This window comes from Neorhizobium sp. LjRoot104 (genome assembly GCF_964253725.1).
Classification (GTDB): Bacteria; Pseudomonadota; Alphaproteobacteria; order Rhizobiales; family Rhizobiaceae; genus Neorhizobium.
Genome location: NZ_CAXURS020000002.1, coordinates 1,887,811 through 1,905,187, shown reverse-complemented (window position 1 = coordinate 1,905,187; position 17,377 = coordinate 1,887,811). Strand labels below are relative to the sequence as shown.

At 58.5% G+C, this 17,377-nt stretch carries 17 protein-coding genes and 3 pseudogenes; 10 read left to right on the top strand and 10 right to left on the bottom strand.

Annotated features, from left to right (window positions below; translation table 11 throughout):
• Nucleotides 1–21: 21 nt before the first annotated feature.
• From ACSQ8R_RS31245 to ACSQ8R_RS31230, 4 genes and pseudogenes are all read right to left on the bottom strand, one after another.
• Nucleotides 22–990: a quinone oxidoreductase family protein gene (locus tag ACSQ8R_RS31245; RefSeq protein WP_436257176.1), complete on the bottom strand. Its 969-nt coding sequence runs from the start codon at nt 988–990 to the stop codon at nt 22–24.
• Nucleotides 991–1,036: 46 nt separating this feature from the next.
• Nucleotides 1,037–1,609 (bottom strand): TetR/AcrR family transcriptional regulator, encoded by a 573-nt coding sequence (locus ACSQ8R_RS31240; RefSeq protein WP_436257335.1) that lies wholly within the window; start codon nt 1,607–1,609, stop codon nt 1,037–1,039.
• A gap of 61 nt (nt 1,610–1,670) precedes the next feature.
• A pseudogene (locus ACSQ8R_RS31235) lies at nt 1,671–2,333 on the bottom strand (SDR family NAD(P)-dependent oxidoreductase); the annotation flags it as partial.
• A 68-nt stretch (nt 2,334–2,401) separates the two neighbouring features.
• Nucleotides 2,402–3,817 (bottom strand): aldehyde dehydrogenase family protein, encoded by a 1,416-nt coding sequence (locus ACSQ8R_RS31230; RefSeq protein ID WP_436257175.1) that lies wholly within the window; start codon nt 3,815–3,817, stop codon nt 2,402–2,404.
• Nucleotides 3,818–3,915: 98 nt separating this feature from the next.
• Here ACSQ8R_RS31230 and ACSQ8R_RS31225 point away from each other — a divergent pair, with 98 nt between their 5' ends.
• On the top strand, nt 3,916–4,815 hold the full coding sequence (locus ACSQ8R_RS31225; RefSeq protein ID WP_436257174.1) for a LysR family transcriptional regulator: 900 nt from the start codon (nt 3,916–3,918) through the stop codon (nt 4,813–4,815).
• Nucleotides 4,816–5,045: 230 nt separating this feature from the next.
• On the opposite strand, the gene ACSQ8R_RS31220 is transcribed toward ACSQ8R_RS31225, so the two are convergent.
• Both ACSQ8R_RS31220 and ACSQ8R_RS31215 read right to left on the bottom strand, forming a co-directional pair.
• Complete coding sequence (locus tag ACSQ8R_RS31220; RefSeq protein ID WP_436257173.1) at nt 5,046–5,462, bottom strand: nuclear transport factor 2 family protein; 417 nt, start codon at nt 5,460–5,462, stop codon at nt 5,046–5,048.
• A gap of 71 nt (nt 5,463–5,533) precedes the next feature.
• Entirely contained in the window at nt 5,534–6,286 is a 753-nt protein-coding gene (locus ACSQ8R_RS31215) for an SDR family NAD(P)-dependent oxidoreductase (protein WP_436257172.1), read from the bottom strand.
• A gap of 113 nt (nt 6,287–6,399) precedes the next feature.
• On the opposite strand from ACSQ8R_RS31215, the gene ACSQ8R_RS31210 reads away from it, so the two are divergent.
• Complete coding sequence (locus ACSQ8R_RS31210; RefSeq protein ID WP_436257171.1) at nt 6,400–7,305, top strand: LysR family transcriptional regulator; 906 nt, start codon at nt 6,400–6,402, stop codon at nt 7,303–7,305.
• Between the two features lie 35 nt (nt 7,306–7,340).
• A complete protein-coding gene (locus tag ACSQ8R_RS31205) occupies nt 7,341–7,481 on the top strand; it encodes a hypothetical protein (RefSeq protein ID WP_436257170.1) in 141 nt (46 codons plus the stop codon).
• Nucleotides 7,482–7,809: 328 nt separating this feature from the next.
• Here ACSQ8R_RS31205 and ACSQ8R_RS31200 read toward each other — a convergent pair whose 3' ends face one another.
• Both ACSQ8R_RS31200 and ACSQ8R_RS31195 read right to left on the bottom strand, forming a co-directional pair.
• Entirely contained in the window at nt 7,810–8,265 is a 456-nt protein-coding gene (locus ACSQ8R_RS31200; RefSeq protein WP_436257169.1) for a response regulator, read from the bottom strand.
• Nucleotides 8,266–8,277: 12 nt separating this feature from the next.
• Nucleotides 8,278–9,384: a PAS domain-containing protein gene (locus ACSQ8R_RS31195; RefSeq protein WP_436257168.1), complete on the bottom strand. Its 1,107-nt coding sequence runs from the start codon at nt 9,382–9,384 to the stop codon at nt 8,278–8,280.
• Between ACSQ8R_RS31195 and ACSQ8R_RS31190 the strand changes: the two genes are divergently transcribed.
• The 6 genes and pseudogenes from ACSQ8R_RS31190 to ACSQ8R_RS31165 form a co-directional block, all read left to right on the top strand.
• Entirely contained in the window at nt 9,367–9,855 is a 489-nt protein-coding gene (locus ACSQ8R_RS31190; RefSeq protein WP_436257167.1) for a hypothetical protein, read from the top strand. The two genes, ACSQ8R_RS31195 and ACSQ8R_RS31190, sit on opposite strands and share 18 nt — an antisense overlap.
• Nucleotides 9,839–10,030 (top strand): hypothetical protein, encoded by a 192-nt coding sequence (locus tag ACSQ8R_RS31185; RefSeq protein WP_436257166.1) that lies wholly within the window; start codon nt 9,839–9,841, stop codon nt 10,028–10,030. The genes ACSQ8R_RS31190 and ACSQ8R_RS31185 overlap by 17 nt, the downstream gene beginning before the upstream one ends.
• A gap of 221 nt (nt 10,031–10,251) precedes the next feature.
• Nucleotides 10,252–10,437 (top strand): annotated as a pseudogene (locus ACSQ8R_RS31180) (GAF domain-containing protein); the annotation flags it as partial.
• A 140-nt stretch (nt 10,438–10,577) separates the two neighbouring features.
• Nucleotides 10,578–10,994: a hypothetical protein gene (locus ACSQ8R_RS31175; RefSeq protein ID WP_436257165.1), complete on the top strand. Its 417-nt coding sequence runs from the start codon at nt 10,578–10,580 to the stop codon at nt 10,992–10,994.
• Nucleotides 10,912–11,088, top strand: coding sequence for a hypothetical protein (locus ACSQ8R_RS31170; RefSeq protein WP_436257345.1), 177 nt, complete (start codon nt 10,912–10,914; stop codon nt 11,086–11,088). The genes ACSQ8R_RS31175 and ACSQ8R_RS31170 overlap by 83 nt, the downstream gene beginning before the upstream one ends.
• Nucleotides 11,089–11,100: 12 nt before the next feature.
• Nucleotides 11,101–11,331: pseudogene (locus tag ACSQ8R_RS31165) on the top strand (hypothetical protein); the annotation flags it as partial.
• A gap of 502 nt (nt 11,332–11,833) precedes the next feature.
• On the opposite strand, the gene ACSQ8R_RS31160 reads toward ACSQ8R_RS31165, so the two are convergent.
• Entirely contained in the window at nt 11,834–14,116 is a 2,283-nt protein-coding gene (locus ACSQ8R_RS31160) for an FdhF/YdeP family oxidoreductase (RefSeq protein WP_436257164.1), read from the bottom strand.
• A 340-nt stretch (nt 14,117–14,456) separates the two neighbouring features.
• On the opposite strand from ACSQ8R_RS31160, the gene ACSQ8R_RS31155 reads away from it, so the two are divergent.
• A complete protein-coding gene (locus ACSQ8R_RS31155; protein WP_436257334.1) occupies nt 14,457–14,879 on the top strand; it encodes an invasion associated locus B family protein in 423 nt (140 codons plus the stop codon).
• A 131-nt stretch (nt 14,880–15,010) separates the two neighbouring features.
• Here the strand turns inward: ACSQ8R_RS31155 and ACSQ8R_RS31150 are convergent, their stop codons facing one another.
• Nucleotides 15,011–17,230, bottom strand: coding sequence for a mechanosensitive ion channel domain-containing protein (locus ACSQ8R_RS31150; protein ID WP_436257163.1), 2,220 nt, complete (start codon nt 17,228–17,230; stop codon nt 15,011–15,013).
• Nucleotides 17,231–17,377: the final 147 nt, after the last annotated feature.

Below are 17,377 nucleotides of genomic sequence, written 5' to 3'. Positions count from 1 at the left end.
ATTGCTGCGCTCGAAAGCCGACTAGGGTAGGAGCAGCAACTTGCCGGTCGTGCGTCGGCTTGCCATGTCCGCGTGTGCCGAAGCCGCGTCTTCAAGACGATAGTTTCCTCCGATGTTGATCTTCATGGAGCCATCCCGGATCCAGTCGAAAAGCTGCGTGGTGCGGGCGCGAAGGAGGTCCGGTGCGTAAACATGGTCGGAAAAAACCGCGTAGCCGATCTTGATGCTTTTCGGCAGGCTCATGATGTCGATGAGGCCCGGCCCGCCCAGAACGGGACCGTACCAGCAAAAGGTCCCCGAACGGCGCAGGCTATCGAGAGAACCCTGAAAGGTCATCGGGCCAGAACCGTCGTAGACAACGTCGACACCCCTGTCGTTCGTCAATTTCAAGACTTGCTGCGCGAAGTCTCCCTGGCGATCGACGATGACATGTTCTGCGCCTGCCTGTGTGGCGATAGCGACTTTGTCTTCGGAAGAAACGCGCCCGATGACTCGGCCGCCTCGCAGTCTGATGATCTGTGTCAGGAGCAGGCCAACGCCTCCGGCGGCGGCATGGACCAGTGCAGTGTCGCCCGGCTGGACCGGGTAGAAATCGGTGGCGAAATGGCTGGCCGTCAATCCCTGCATCATGGATGCGGCCGCTGTCCGGTCATCGATGAAATCAGGTAGGCGAACCAGGGAATTGACGGGTATTGAGATCCGCTCCGCGTAGCTTCCAGGAGCGTAGACCCAGGCAACCCGATCGCCCGCGGAGAAACCCGTTATGCCTTCACCGACGGCGAGAACGCGCCCTGCGCCTTCGACGCCAAGTATTTTGGGATTTTCGATGTCGGTCCAGGCCATGCCTTGCCGAACGCCAATGTCCATGAAATTCACGCCTGCCGCGGCAATCTCGACGAGAACTTGGCCCGGTGCGGGGACGGGTTCCGGATATTCGACGACTTCCATGACATCGGTGTCCCCGATGCCGTTCATGATGACTGCTTTCATTTTCAGTCCTTTCTTGACTGTTCGTTCCAGAAATAAACAAATTTTTTTACCGTGGCATGAGGGCGCGGAGCGCCAGCCCCGCGAGGGACTGCAGCGCCTCGGGCCTGGCACCCCCGCGGGCCGCAATCCGAATGCCGGCGATGCTGGCGATGAGAAAATCTATCACCGCATCAGCCGCCATCGATCTTTCCAGATCCCCGGCGTCCTGAGCCTGCCTGACGCAATCCGTTGCCGCTTGTCTCAACCGATGATCGGCCGCAAGATGCACCTCTGTCAGGTCCGGGCGGCTCTGGCCGAATTCGCAGATTGAGTTGACGCCTAGACATGCCTGGTCGGCTTCTGCCACCACCCGATCCATCATTGCGGAAATGCCATCAATCGCGCGCCCATTGCTGCGCAAGTTGCGAATGTGAGCTTCCGTCTCCGCGGATGCATAGCGTTCCACCGCGAGACGATAGAGTTCCCACTTGTCCCCAAAGGTGTCGTACAGGCTCTGCCGGCCGATCTTCATGGCCTTAACCAGCATCTCCGTCGAAGTGCCGTCGAAGCCGTGCTCCCGGAATACGCCGATTGCTGACTCCAGCGCCTTGTCTCTGTCGAATTCCTTGATTCTTGCCATAAGGATTGAGATGACCATTCTGGAACGAACAGTCAAGAATAAACTTCACCAGGGCAATGGTCTATTTCGTTGATATAGCCCCGCTGGGACCGCTATCGGGAAGTATTGTCAGATCCACGACAATTTTCGCACCGTGTTCCACCGCGCACGTGCCGGCGTGGCCGTCGAAATCGGTTGCGATATGGCCCGGCGTCGCCGCATTGATCTTTATATGCGCACGCGAGGGGTGACGCCGGAAGGCATTCGCATATTGCAGGCTTGCCATCGTCGCGGCGGCTTTGGACGAGGCGTACGCAACGATGGTGTCCGATTGACCAAACGGCGTTGCCGGATCGCTTTTGAGTGTCATGGAGGCGCTGGTGCTGGTGATATTGACGATCCTCGGATGCGGCGATCTTTGCAGTAGCGGCAGGAATGGGCGGATGGTGCGTACAATGCCAGAGACGTTGATATCATCGGTTGCAAACATGTTGGCCGCGCCCGTCTCAAGCGCAGGCACACGAGAGAGGACGTCCGCATTGTTGACGAGAATGTCGAGCAATCCCTCCCGGTCCTCGATATATCGTGCCGGGGCCACGATGCTCGCTTCATGGGTAACATCGAGCGCAATCGCCATCACATCCGCTCCTACCTTCGCCAGATCGTCCGCCGCGGTCTGTCCGCGCTCGCCATCCCGGCTGCCAAGATAGACCCGCATTCCGAGCCCGCCGAGCTGGCGGGCAACCTCTTTGCCAAGTCACTTTTTGGCGCCTGTAATCAGCGCAATCGGCTTCTTCGTCATGGGTTCGCTCCTCAGCCAAGGACTGCGCGGGGTTCAAGAAAGGCCTCGAGGCCGAAGACGCCGAATTCCCGTCCGAAACCGGATTGCTTGAAGCCGCCAAACGGTGCCATTGGTTCGTGCGGGGCGCCATTGAGAATGACGCGTCCGGCCTCGATCCGGTCGGCTACACGTCGTGCCCGGGTGATGTCGGATGAGAAGACCTGGGCCTGCAGGCCGTAATCGGTGTCGTTTGCGATTGTGATCGCATCTTCCTCGTCGCTATACGGAATAAGGGAAAGAACCGGTCCGAAGATCTCCTCGCGTGCGATACGCATGTCGTTGGTCACGCCGGTAAAGATGGTCGGTTGTACGAACCAGCCGCGCGACAGCCCTTCCGGCCGTCCTTCGCCCCCGGCGAGCAGAATGGCGCCTTCTTCCTGGCCCAGCCTGATATAGGACTGCACGCGGTCCCATTGCTTCTGGCTGACCATGGGGCCGATGCGGACGTTGTTGTCCTTGGGGTCGCCCACCTTGAAATCCTTGACTGCCTCCCGGAGACGGGCTTCGATTTCTTCGAACCTGCTCTTCGGCGCAAGAATGCGGGTTCCGGCTATGCAAGCCTGCCCGCTGTTGAGGAAGCCTGCTGCCAGCACCTGTGGGAGTGTCACGTCAAGTTCGGCATCTTGGAGAATGATACTCGGGCTCTTTCCGCCAAGTTCCATCGTCACGCGCTTCATGGTTTCCGCTGCCTTGCGGACAATAGTCCGGCCTGTGGCCGTGGATCCGGTGAAGGTGATCTTCGACACATCGCGGTGGGCGGTCAGCGCGGAGCCAACGACGGCTCCGTCGCCGGTGACGATGTTGAAGACGCCCTTGGGAAGACCTGCAGCGTGCAGGCATTCGGTAATCACCTGCGTCTGGATGGCGCTCATCTCCGACGGTTTGATTACCATGGTGGCGCCGGCAGCAATGGCGGCGGACAATTTTCCGCAGATGAAGCCGTAGTTGCTGTTCCAGGGGGTGATTGCCACGGCGACACCGGAGGGGCGCATCTCGACCTCGGCACCACCGATACGGCGTCTGAATTCATAGCCTTCAAGTGTCTTGGCCATGTCCAGGAAGACGTTGCCCGCTCGCGGAGCCGAAAAATCGATGAAGCTCGACGGTGCGCCATATTCCGCGCGCATGGCGTCGATGAGATCGCTTGCACGGGCGGACACGGCAGCGTGCAGCCGGTGCAGCATTTCGATCCGTTCGTGTTTGCCGGTGTTGGACAAGGTCGGAAAAGCGCGCTTGGCGGCCGCCACCGCGCGATCGGCATCCTCCGCATCGGCCAGACGCACGGTACCAATCTGCTCCTCTGTGGCCGGATTGAAGAGCAGCGCCCGTTGGTCGCCATGGGGTTCGACGAACGCGCCGTCAATGTAAATGCGATCGATGATATGCATGTCGTTTCTCCTGCAATGACTTCATGTCAAAAATGGCATGCGCTATGTGTTGCGAGTAGTAGGACAAAATCGGACGAGCTGATGAAGTGGATTGCGCAATGAGGGCGAGCCTCGTCGAACTGGAGGCGGTTGCTGCGGTAGCTCGCCACGGCGGATTCCGGGCTGCCGCACGAGAGCTTGGCATGTCATCATCGGCTTTGAGCCATGCCATTGCCGCGCTGGAAGAGCGCATTGCCGTCAGGCTTTTCAACCGCACAACGCGCAGCGTGGCCCTTTCTGCGGCGGGAGAGCAATTCCTATCCGAGATCGCGCCGGCTTTGCAGACGCTGGAAAAAGCCATCGAGAATGTCGGGGAACATGCGGATCGGCCATCGGGAAGGCTGCGGCTGAACATGGCGCCGGGCGCGGCGCGCATCCTGCTGCAACCGCTTCTCCTGGAATATGCCCGCCGCTATCCGGACGTGGAACTGGAGGTGGTCACCGAGAATGCGCTTGTCGATGTGGTCGGCAAGGGGTTCGATGCCGGCATTCGTCTCACTGAGGCAATTTCCCCCGACATGGTTGCGGTGCCAATCATATCCCGAATGCGCTCCTTCGTCGTCGGGTCGCCGCGGTATTTCGAAGGTCGCGACAAGCCCGTCGTGCCGAGTGATCTGTCGCGGCATCGCTGTATTCAGATGCGCATGACGGGAGGAAGGCTCTATCGCTGGGAGTTTGAAAAGCGCAGCGAAACCATTCTGATCGATGTCTTGGGTCACCTGACATTCGATGCATCCGATCTGATACTGGAGGCGGCCCTTGCCGGCTTCGGCCTCGCTTATCTGGGAGAGCACGCCCTGGCGCCCCATCTATCTGTGGGCGACCTCATTACAGTTCTTGAAGACTGGTCGCCCTCCTATCCTGGGCTCAGTCTTTATTTCTCACAGCGACGCCATATTCCGTCCAAGCTGAGGGCATTCATCGACCTGATCCGTGAAGGCCGGGTTCGCGATAGCTGACCGCGAAATAGCTGTCGCATTTCGCGGACAGGATCTTAGGTTCGGTTCCGTTCAAAGCGAAGACGCTAGCAAAGGATTTTGCTCGCGCACCTTGAGGTCCGTTTTCTTCTGCATGCGGAAGGCCGAGCCTCGATGGGAGGCCGGTTGGGCCGACGCCATCAGTCCATCGTACAGGATTGCGCTCGCTTAGCCGTCTTCGCCCGGTATGCCTGCCGGCTCAGGAGAGCAACTCAGCGCGCAGGTTCGCCGCTGGCCTGACGAAACTCCTCTGACGTCTCGTCGAGGAAGACGTAAAGTGCCGTGATCTTGCCATCGCGGACGGTGATCACGTCCCAGCCCGTATATTTCGGCGGCTCACCTCGCGGCCCCGAACCCCAAGACAACCGTCCGGCGTTGTGGAGCACCTGCGGATTGCCGTACGCCGTATAAACATAGTGCGGATGCGTGGCTCTTAGGTCGCCAGCGAACTTGTCGATCGCATCGTGGCCGATGATTGCACCGGGAGGAGCGTAGAGGACGCCGTCCCATGCCCAAAGTTCGCCGATCGTGGCACGCCGGCGGTCGTTGTCACCTTCGCCGAAGACTTCTTGGAGGTTCCGGTCAAGCAACTCGCGGATACGCTCTGCGGACTCGTTAGACTGTATCATGGCATGATTCCTTGAGAAGCCGCCGACCTCGGCCACGATATTGGGCCGAGGGTCCTGGCGACACTGGGATTTTAGATTTGGGCCTGGCCGCCATCGACGAAGAGTTCGATACCGTTGACGAAGCTCGCGTCATCGGAGGCAAGGAACAGAACAGCCCTGGCAATTTCTTCCGGCTGGCCGACGCGGCCGGCAGGAATCAGGCTCGCGAGATAATCCCTTGTGCCCTGCGCCTGATTGCCGCCACCAAACAGCTCATCCAAACCGGCTGTATCGGTAACGCCAGGGCTGATCGCGTTGACGCGGATTCGGCGATCCTTCAGGTCGAGCATCCAGTTGCGGGCGAAGTTGCGCACCGCGGCCTTGGTCGCCGAATAGACGCTAAAAGCCGGCGTGCCGGAAATGCTGGTAGTAGAACTCGTCAGGATGACAGAGGCACCGTCCTTCAACAGAGGTAGCGCCTTCTGCACCGTGAACAGTACGCCTTTGACGTTTGTATCAAAGGTGCTTCGATAATGCTCCTCGGTGATCTCGCCGAGGGGGATCATTTCGCCGCCGCCGGCATTGGCGAACAGCACATCGATCTGTGCGTGCTTCTGTTGGACGGCGTCATAAAGCCTGTCGATATTGGCGAGATCAGCCATGTCGCCTCGCACCGCAGTGACCCGGCCGCCGATCTGCTCAACGGCGGCATCCAACGCCTCCTGCCGGCGGCCGGTAATAAATACCGAAGCACCCTCGGTTGCAAAGACTTTCGCCGCGGCGAGACCGATACCGCTGGATCCACCCGTCACCACCACGACCTTGTTGTTGAACCTGTTCGTCATCGTCTTTCTCCTTCAAAACCAGCGAAGCGTTGTTGCTTTCAAATATCGATGATGAACGACGAGGCTTGTAGTCAGCGGGTTTGACACGTACCGTTCCATAGGAGGAACGCTGGATGCGGATTGATCTCAACGATTACGCCTATTACGCCGAGGTCGTCGCTCATGGCGGCTTTGCCGCCGCAGGTCGGGCGCTGCGTGAGCCGAAGTCTAAACTTAGTCGCAGGATTGCCGGCCTTGAGGAGCGGCTAGGCTTGCGATTGATCGAACGGTCGAGCCGCCGCTTCCGGGTGACTGACACTGGCCAGGCATTCTACGAGCGATGCAGAGCAATACTTGCGGAAGCCGAACAGGCGGAAGCGCTGGTCGCGCAGGCGCAGGCTGAACCGCATGGCCGCATCCGCTTCAGTTGCCCAACAGGGATGGTCGCGCCCATTTCAGCATTGATGTCATCCTTCCTGTTACGCTTTCCGAAAGTGCGGCTCCAGCTGGTGGCAAGCGACCGGGCGGTGGACCTTATCGAAGAACGCATTGATCTCGCACTTCGCGTACGCGCCAGCCTCACCTCGGATGCGGCCCTGACAATGCGGTCGCTGGGAGCCTCGATACGCATTCTAGTTGCCAGTCCTCAACTTGCCAGTCAGGTGCCCAGCATCGAGCATCTGAACAACTTCCCGACATTGGCAACTGACCATGCGTCGGACGATCTCGAATGGCACCTGGAAGCTGAGGATGGGCACAAGCATGTCGTTCGCGTCCAGCCGCGCATGGGATGCGAGGACATGGCAACCGTGCGCGATGCTGCAATCAGTGGCCTCGGTATCGCGCTCCTGCCCGATCATGTCTGTCGCGAGGCCCTGGAGGCTGGTAAGCTTGTGCGCGTGTTGCCAGCTTGGGGTGGGCTACAAGGTATCGTGCATCTGGTTTTCACGACGAGACGCGGCCTGTCACCTGCAGTCCGGGCGCTCGTCGACCATCTCGCTTCCGGCTTTCCGCGCGACGCCTTCAGCAAACGCACGTGACGCGGTGCATCTGCGTAGTCGCGCGGCAATGCGCAATGTTCGATCTGAAGCGGATCCCCTTTCGTCCGGCCGTGATCTATGAATATGTTGTGTTCTGGCGTCGAGGCAACGAGAAGATCGCCAGGCAGGGCGCAGTGATCGATGCAATTTTCGAGTTTGCAAAAATTAATGCATGATCAGTCGTTTGTGTAGATTTGGCCAATACAGGGAACGGGTCACCAGTTCGCATCCTGTCAATGCGCTGCATTCGCAAGAGCTCGTCGAGTGCTTCCTTGCATTCGCCCCCAGCCAAACGAAAGCTGGCACCATTGAATTCCCCGTTGATAAGCGTTCCCGGCCGTGGACGGGCCGCGGCCGGAAGACATGCCCAGCGACGACCGGCTGTCGTTCCCGAACAGGCTTCAGTTGTTGAGTCAAGATCGCGCTCACCGAGCGAGAGTTGAAGGGTCATGAAGAGCTAATAGGTACAACTAGCTCAGGATCGTTTCCAGTGTGGCAAAATCGCTACCCTGCCGTTCCGGCCCTGAGACGGGTCGCTTCGACGGTGCGGATATGAACCGATCGGCCCGACATGATCAGGCTCGGCGGAGCGGATGAAAGTGGTGCGCCAGACAACAGGGCATCGACGTACGAGAGCGCGTTTTGAAGCCCGTTGACGGTGTAGGGTTTTTCGATAGCACCCAGCGCTCCGGCGAAGTCTTCCGGAATCCTCTTCAGGTTTCCCGACACGAAAACGAACGGAATACCCGCCGACGCCAGATGGCGTCCAACTTCGATTCCGGTCGGCCCGTCGCGCAGCTGGATATCGACGAAGGCGAACTCGGCCTCTTTCCGGCCGATCAGGCTGATCGCCTCATTGAAGTCGCTCGCGATCCCGACTACCTCATGACCGCTGGCCTCCACCTCGCTTTCGAGCTCTAGCGCCAGCAACATCTCGTCTTCGACAATCAACGTTCTCAAAATTCGTCCTTTCTAGTCTTCGACAAGGATGGTCACTCGGACATCCGTTTTGTGGCCTTCCACATGACGTTCGATATTGGCTCGCAGCTGCCGAAGAGAGGCGTCCAGCATGGCGTGGCTGAAGTCGCTCTGTTCCCTGTCCACCTCTACGGGGGTGACCGTGTCGACGACACGGATGAGGAAGTGCCCGTTCAGCCTGCGGATTTCGAGATGAATCTCGCCGCCGCCATCGCTGAGCCCCCTCCTGACGGCATCGCCCAGGAGTTCGTTGACGATCAGGGCGAGCGGCGATGCCTTCGAGGCCGAGACCGTCACGGGGTGGAGATCAGTCGTGAGAACGATGTCCGGACGCTTCAGCGATCCTACGATGTCCGTCACAAGGTCGCGCCCGAAGTCGGAAACGTCGAAATGGCCGAGCCGCTCATCGTTGAGCAGCCTCCGCTGGACGGTGCTGAGGGCTTCGACCCGATCGAGCACCGATTTCAGGGTTTTCTCCACGGTTCCGTCAGTGGTCATCCTCATCTGCAACTTGATGATTGACGCGATCGTCAGCAGGTTATTCTTGACCCGGTGATCGACCTCGTGGACCAGGTCGGTTTTTACGCTCAGGGCTTCGCTCAGCTCCGCCGTCCTCCGAGCCACTTCCTTCTCGGCGATATGACGCGCTTTCGCGAGCTCTGCTTCCTTGCTCTTGATGTTCGTGAAGTCCAGCTGGGACGCAAAGAAATAGATGACCGTTCCGTCACGGTCGCGGACCGGGCTGACGAACAGGGCGTTCCAGAAGGTGCTGCCGTCCTTGCGGTAGTTCAGGATGTCCACCGCGACATCGTGGTTGCCGCTGACCGCGTCCCTGATCTTCGAAACCGCCGCCCTGTCTGTCTCCGGTCCCTGAAGAAGTCGGCAGTTCCGGCCGACCAGTTCCTGTTGGCTGTAACCCGTGAGTTCTGAAAACGCTCGGTTCGAGAAGATGATCGGATTGTCATCCTGCCTCGGATCGGTAATGAGCATGGGCATGCGGGTCGCTTTGAAGGCGGCCGCGAAAGGGTCCTCGGAAACGCGGGATGCAACAAGGCGATCCCCGGCGTCGCGCGCGTCTCTCAGATGGTTTTCATCGTCCATTCACAATCATCCCGTTCTGGTCTGTTCGACCTGACTCTCAGAAATCTTATGTGCCTCGAATCTATCCGCGGCTATGCGGTTTTCAAGGAGCGTGCCATCATGCTGAAAGCGATCTGCGCGACATCCTTAAATGCACTTGCCGCGAGGTTGTTCCGCGCTACATGTCCGCCATGGGAGGCCGGAACAGGACGAAATGAATTCAGTAGACAGCGTAAACGTCCGACGTCACCTCGTGCGACCTCGAGCCCATCCACATTCCCGGTTCGATCCAACCGCATGGTGCTGCTGGTGGTCGAAACCAGCTCTCTCACCGTCGTCGGTGGAGCGGGCGACACCTCCGGAATCCTTGGCCGTTCGCAGATCGGTCTTTCCGTGGCGAATGCCATCGGAGCCGCCCTTGCCGAACAACTGGTTCACTCAACGAGCGATCGCCTTCTGGGGGAGGATGGAGGGCATGCGCGGAACGCTTGACGTAGTTGCGTATCGTTCTGGCGATTACACTTTCGTCGAGTTCGACAAGACCGAAACCGAAACCTTGGCAACAATCCCGTTCCTGGTCACGCTCGACGGAGCGAGTTCCCGTTTCGAGAGGTCGAGCAGCGTCAAGGAACTTTGCCGCGAGGCCGCCGCGATTTCCGACAGTTGACGGGATATGACCGCGTCATGGTCTACCAGTTCCTTGACGATGACGCCGGAGAAAGCACGTCGGCGGGAACCTCGATGCTCTTGAACCACCATTTCCCGGCATCCTGCGCAACAAATCGCGCGTGATCTCCGACATCGACTATGTGGCCAGGCCTATCCGCTCCGACCTTGACCTAAGGGTGTCGATCTCAGCGATTCCATTTTCCGAAGCGTTTCGCCGATCCATATCCAGTACCTCAAAACATGGGCGTCAGAACGTCGGCTTCGTTCTCAATCGTAAAGGACGGTCCCCTCCAGGGCTTGATCGCATGTCATCATGCGGCTCCAAGGGCGATTCCCCTATCGACCCGCATGGGATGTCAGGCGCTTGCGAATGCCCTATCGCGTCAGATCAGGTCGAAGGAGTAGGGGGAGCTTTACCGCGAGCGTATCCGCTTGCGCTGCCAGGAAGACACGGTTCTCTCGAAGCTCGGCAATGATGGTTCGCTTGAAGAATTCTTCCAGAATTCAAGGCCGGAACTCGCCAGACTGCTGGCGGCTGACGGTTCGTGGCAGCGCAGGGCAAGGACCTGTTCATCTACGGCAAGGTGCCCGACAAGATCGATGTCCGCAATACCGCCCAGTATGTGAGGTTGCCCGCCGCCCGCCAGCCATTCGTGACCGGCAGGCCTTCAAGCCGACGGCGGGAAGCCGCCGCATTCCGTGAACAGGCGAGCGGATTGCTCGCCCTGACCATCTCCACAGAAGTCCCGACCATCCTGATGTGGTTCCGCGCGGAGCATATCGAGGTCCTTAAAGGGGCAGGAGAGCCGCACAAGGATATTCCGTTGGAGGTTGGGGCTACTTGCAACCCCGGGCGTCTTTCGCGGCGTGGAGTGAAGCGTGAGGGGAACAGCGCCGCCATGGACCCACGCCGAGGTGGAGGCGGCCACACGTATCGTCCGGCTCGTGCTCGAACAACGTAACAATCACCGCATGCGGGAACTGAGCCTGCGCGAGAACGAAAGCCTGTTGGGACAGAAGGACTACCTTCGCAAAGAGGTCAACCACCGCGTCTAGAACTCGCTCCAACTTGTGTCTGCGTTCCTGCGGCTGCAGTCGCGCGATGCGAAGTCGCAGGACGTGAAGGAAGGGCTCCACGAAACGCAGAAGAGGCTAACGCCGTCGCTCTGGTGCACAAGGCGCCCGCCATATCCATTTCTAGGATTTCGGGAGGATTGGCCGCTCTCAAGGTTGCGAGGACAGCAACCGGATCAGTTGGCGCATCAACGTAGCGAACACCAGCGCCCACGCAAACGATAACGGGATATTAGCAAGGAGAGCGATGCCCCAGCGGCCCATGCCGATAATCAGAGCCGTGTGCGCCACGCCCGCTGTAGCGAGAGCGGCACCCCCCACGCCCTGCTTCGAAGTTTGTGAAAATCGATCTGAAGTGCTCCGGCAAACAGCAGGATCCAGATTTCCTAGATCCGATTGATAAATCCATCGGCGAGAAGGTGTCGGCCTGAAAGGCGCGTGATACCCGCCAGGCCGAGTTTGCCACGAGAAGAATGACATTTTGAGGCAGCTCGAGCAGCCGGTGGTTCAGCCATGAGATCGCGGCCGTAAGCGTAATCAGGACGGCTGAAAGTTCAAACAATGATATTTTATGCCCTTCAGACGACCACGCGTCGATGCAAACTGCCGATGCTTGATGAAAAGCGGGCGGCCTGATGAAAGTTCCGGACCACTTCAATGTCCATGCATATGACAGCGTCGGCCGATATTTCCCACTTCGACGATGGAAGCAGGGTCGATATCATCGTTATTCGTCGCGCTCGATCCGGACCGGAATCGATTTAGAAGCCGGTGTCTTCGAAAGCTCGTCGTGGTGCTCGATGGCATTAAGAACGTTACATTCCGGGTAATACGAACAGATCGTCCCCCTCGGCAGCGTGTGCGACCTGACGGTAAGGCCACCAAGTTCACGCCGTTTCCCGTCGTCGAAATCGCTTACGAGACGAACCTTTTGCCCAACCTGTAAGCCGGCGCCCTCGATATCTTCATCGCACATCAAGACCACGTCGCGTGTCCCTTCAACACCGCGGAAACGGTCCGAATACCCGTAGATCGTCGTGTTGAACTGGTCGTTTGACCGCAGGGTAAGAAGGCGGTAACGGCCGAGTCGGTCATTGAAGGACAGAGCATTCAACTGTTTCGGCGTTGTAAACACGGCCCGATTTTCCGGCGTCTTCCAGATGCGTTCATGTGCAGCGTTACCGCGATAGAATCCACCAGGTTTGTTGAGGCGCGTGTTGTAGTCCGTGAAATCTGCTGGATAGGTCTTTTCGATCAGGTCGCGGACAAGCCCATAATCACCGGTCCAGTCGTCCCAACGGACCCTTTGATTTGCCGGAAGCGTTGCTTTGGCGATGCCAGCAATAATGGCAAGCTCACTTTTCAAATGGTCGGACGCAGGCGTTCTCTTCCCGATCGAGCCGTGGATGTGAGAAAAACTGTCCTCGATCGAGATGTACTGGTTGCCGGTTGCCTGTTCGTCAATCTCCGATCGCGACAAACACGGCAGGATATAAGCCAGTTTGCCGGGAAACAGGTGGCTCCTGTTGAGTTTGGTCGAGATCATCACGGTCAGTTCCTGGTTCGCCCAGGCGCGCTCCATGTCCTTCTGATCCGGAACCGCTCGCACGAGGTTGCCGCCAAGCGAGACGAAGGCCTTGATATCGCCTTTCATCAATCCTTTGACGGCATCGACGATATGCGTACCGTCATCGGTCGGCGGGTCGAAATCGAATAGCTCTTTCAGCTTGTGCATGGGCACGAGCTTGGTCTTTTCAGCTATGCCGACTGTCCGCTGGCCTTGGACGTTGGAATGTCCACGCACCGGACAGACGCCGGCGCCTTCCCGACCTATATTGCCCCTCAGCAACAGAAGGTTCACCAACATGGCGATATTCAGCGCGCCCTGCGAGTGCTGTGTGAGGCCCATTCCATAGACGCCGATCACCCTTTCGGCGTCCACGTAGATCTGGCCAGCCCTTCGAATCTCGTCTTCCGGAAGACCACTTTCTCGTTCGATATCGACCCAGGAGGTGTTTCGCACACAGTCCATGAACTGATCGATTCCGGTCGTGTGCTGCGCAATAAACTCGATATCGATAACCCGTTTTGCGCCTGCAGCTTCTGCCTGGTCGTCGGCCTCGACAACGACTTTGCAAAGGCCAAGGATCGCCGCGACGTCGCCGCCGCTCTGCACCTGTAGATATAGATCGGAAATAACGGTCTCCTCACCGGTCAGCATCTGTCTGGGGCTCTGCGGATTGACGAAACTTACGAGACCTTGCTCGATCACAGGGTTGAACGTGACGATTTTAGCACCGCGCTGCTTTGCCTCCTGCAAGGGGTGCAGGAACCGCGGGCTGTTGCTGCCCGGATTTTGACCGAAGAAGAACAGACAGTCGGTCTTTTCGAGATCGTCCCACAGAACGGTGCCGACTGGCGAGCCAATCACCTTGGTGAGGCCGACCGAGGTCGTCTCGTGACACATATTTGAGCTTTGGGGGAGGTTGTTGTTGCCGTAGAGCCTTGCAAGCAGAGCATAGAGATAAGAGGCTTCCAGTCCCGCGTGCCCTGAGGAATAGAAAACGACGCTTTTCGGATCTAGTTTTTTGAGGGCACCGCTGATACCGGAGAATGCCTCGTCCCAACTTACCTCGACATACCGGTCGCTCTCGTCGTCATAACGCATCGGATGCGTGAGGCGTCCTGTCATCTCGAGATCATGATCCTTCCAGTCGCGCAATTGCCGGACAGTGTGGTCGTTCCAGAAATCCGGCATGCAACGCGCCGACGTCGATTCCCAAAGCGTTGCCTTCGCGCCATTCTCGCAGAACTCGAACGGATGATAATTGGCCGGCTTGGGCCAGGCACAAGACACACACATGAACCCGCCCGGCTTGTTCTGACGTTTCAGAGTCTCGAACGCAGAAATTTCCGCTGAACTTTCTCCGTAAATGCGGGCGATGGATTTGAGCGAGCCCCATCCTCCGGCGGGACCTTCTGATTCTGGATCTTCCACTGGCTTGTTCATGAACCTATCCTCATGAGAATGCGGAGCTTAACGTGCGAAAACACGGTCAGTTTCCTCATGGACAATCTTTAATCAAACCCACCACTCCCTATCCACGAGGCGAGCCTTTGTCATTGCACATGCTTCTCGGCTGTTGATTGAAAGCGGCCAGCCCCTTTCAAACTGGATTTATGTCATGATGTGATATAAGGCGACGGAATTCCCGAGCCTATTGTGGCTTCATTCCATCTGGATCGTTTTTGGAGATGAGACGTCGAACACGTTCTCTGTCGTTATTGCTTGCGTTCTTTTTGGCTTGTCTTTGGCTCCCGCCAACGCGCAATCTGGCGCGACGCCCAAGATGATAAAGTCGTTCGACGCTTGGGGTGTCTACTCGTACTCATCCTCTGGCAAGAGGCAGTGCTACGTTTTGAGTTCACCGCAACAAATGCTTCCCACAGGTGTCGATCACGGCGCCAACTACTTCCTTGTGTCGCCGGGTCCCTCGGGCAGAGGATATTATCCCCAAACGACCATGGGCTATGATCTTCGGCCCGGATCGGAGCTGACGGCGACGATCGATAGCAGAAGCTTCGCAATGATGGTGAAGGAAAAATCCGGCTGGACCAGGGCGCCTGACGATGACATCGCGATGATCAACGCGATGAAGAAGGGCCACACGTTGATGCTGCGTGCCGTATCGCGCAGGGGTACGCAAACCAGCTACAGCTATTCCCTCTCGGGACTGACGGCCGCCCTCGCTGAAGCTGCGCGGTGCAGGTGAGGCTATCGGGAGAGCCTCTAGCGTGATCGCTGACAGCCAGATTTCGGCGCGGCGTGGACCTTGTGATGACACCGCAACGAGTTGGAAAAGCTGGATGCCAACAGACCGCATAGTTCAACCGCGGGCGGACCTCACACCAAAAGACGCTTTCCGTCCCTGGCTTCCTCGGCATCAGATCCTCGTGGTCCTCTTTCGAGCCTGAGCGGCGGCGCCTTGCCGCTCTTGTCCTCGCCCATGTAGAGGGTGACATGCGGGAACGGGATCTCTATGCCCCGTCGGTCGAATACCTCCTTGATGAACTCGTTGTAGGCCCGTCCGGTGCCCCAGTGACCACCTGCTACCGTCTTGATGCGGGCCCGCACGGTGATCGCACTGTCGCCGAACGCGGTGATCCCCTGCATGTCGAGCTTGTCGATGATCTTCTCGCTCCACTCGGTTTGCATGAGGAGGTCGAAGGCCTCCTGCATGGCCTCCTTCACCTCCGCGATGTTTTCACGATAGGCGACGCCGATTTCGGCGACGTGGTAACTGAATCCCTTGACCATGTTGGAAACGGTGTCGACGGAGGAGAAGGGGATGAGGTGCAGCGTGCCGTCCAGCGAGCGGATGGAAACGGAACGGATCGTCAGCTTTTCGACGACGCCGCCGACGCCGCCAAGACTGACAACGTCACCTTCGTTCATGATGTTTTCGAGCTGGATGAAGACGCCGGTGATGATGTCTTGCACCAGTTTCTGGGCACCAAAACCGATCGCCAGACCGAGAACACCGGCACCCGCCAGGAGCGGGGCAATGTTAACCCCGATCTGCGCCAGTGCGAGCATCAGGACAAAAACCACCAGAGCAATGGTAAAGGCGTTTCGGAAAAGCGAGAGCAGCGTCTTTTCCCGGCTTGTTGGAATTGATCCAAATTCCGGATTGAGACGATATTCGACCCAGGACGACATCGCGAGATAGGCGACGAAGCCAAGGAGCAGAATGACGAGAGCGGCAAATACCGACCCGCTGAAGCGCTGACCTGCGTCCGACGACAGCCAGCCGAGGAAGTCAATCAGACCCCACGCCTGGGCTATCGCGACAAGCACTGCGATGGTTACCACGACGCGAATGATCTGCATGACGCGAGGCACAAATGCCTGCAGCCTGCCCTCGAGCGCGGGCAAACGCGCGCGCACATCATCCGGCAAGCGTAAACCCGCGTTTGCAAAACGACCGATGAAGGCGATCACCAGGCCGCCCACCACGATGGCGATGATGGATTTCATGGTAGCGGCGACCATGAAGGGCAAAGCGATCGCCGGATTAACCAGCCATACAACGAAAATGGCAATGAGATAGGCAATTGCTATCAGATGCCAGATACCCGCCAGGAAGGCGCCCGTGCGAGCGATAAAGTCAGCCCGACCTCTCGCAGCGCGCGACGACAAGGCATGACGCACGCGATCGCGATTCTGCAGGATGACGACGATGGCTATGACAAGTGCGGTCAGCATGACAAGCACACGAATAGCCTGGGCGGCGGCTTCCGACAGGTTGGTTGCGATGACCGGCGCAGCGAACATGAATGTGTAAACGAGCAGGGAGACTGCCCGGGCGAGCCAGAAATACCAGTACGAGGCGGTCGTGTCGGAAATCGGCAAGAGGCGCAGACCGGGAAAGCGGGGCTGTAGCATGAGGCGCATCACGACTTTCAGCATCTCCACCATCAAGAAGGCGTTCAAAAGAAGCGTCTGGTTAATGTCCATGCGCCCAGTCGCGCCGCCGACGACCTGCAGGGCGATCAAGTAGCCAGCGCTCCACGCAAGAGCGACCGTCATCATGTCGGCGGCGAGGGAAACCGACACGAGGATCAACCGCACCGACCAGTGCCGTCGCATCGCACGACGATCCAGGGCCTTCTGTACGAAATGAGCAAGGATGCGCAGTATGAAGAAGGAGGCAAAGACGCCGGCGCCAACGAAAATGACATTGAGGACAAGCGTCCGCAGCGCGCCATAATCGAGCGTGCTCGAACCCGAGAACATCAAGGACACAGCTGTCACGCCGCTCCAGATCGCTTCGCTGCCAGCCACGATCTGCTCCGCAACCGCCCGTGTCTGTTCAGCAATCTGCCTGGCGATCGTCAGGTCGGTTGCCGCGGGCTCGCCCCCCCGTTGTTCGGCCGCTTCACTTTTCAGCCTGGCCAAAAGCGCGTTGCGGGCGTCGTCCTCTTCGAGGATCCTGATCAGGTCATTGACGCTGCTCGACGGTTTGCTGGTCTCGGCTGGTGCCGACTGCGCCCGGACGACTGTCGGGAGAAATACCAATGCAAGGGTGATCAACAAGCGGGCGGGGAATCGATAGAAGAGCATGACATCCTTGAGAACAAGTGGTTTCTTGCAGCTGGCCAGGCTGTGCCTTGGCGCAGCAACGTCATTCAGATGACGCAAGTCAGGCTGTACAAGGCCCGTTACGTTTGCGATGTGGGGCGATGGCCCCAGATGGCAAGGTTCGCGAAC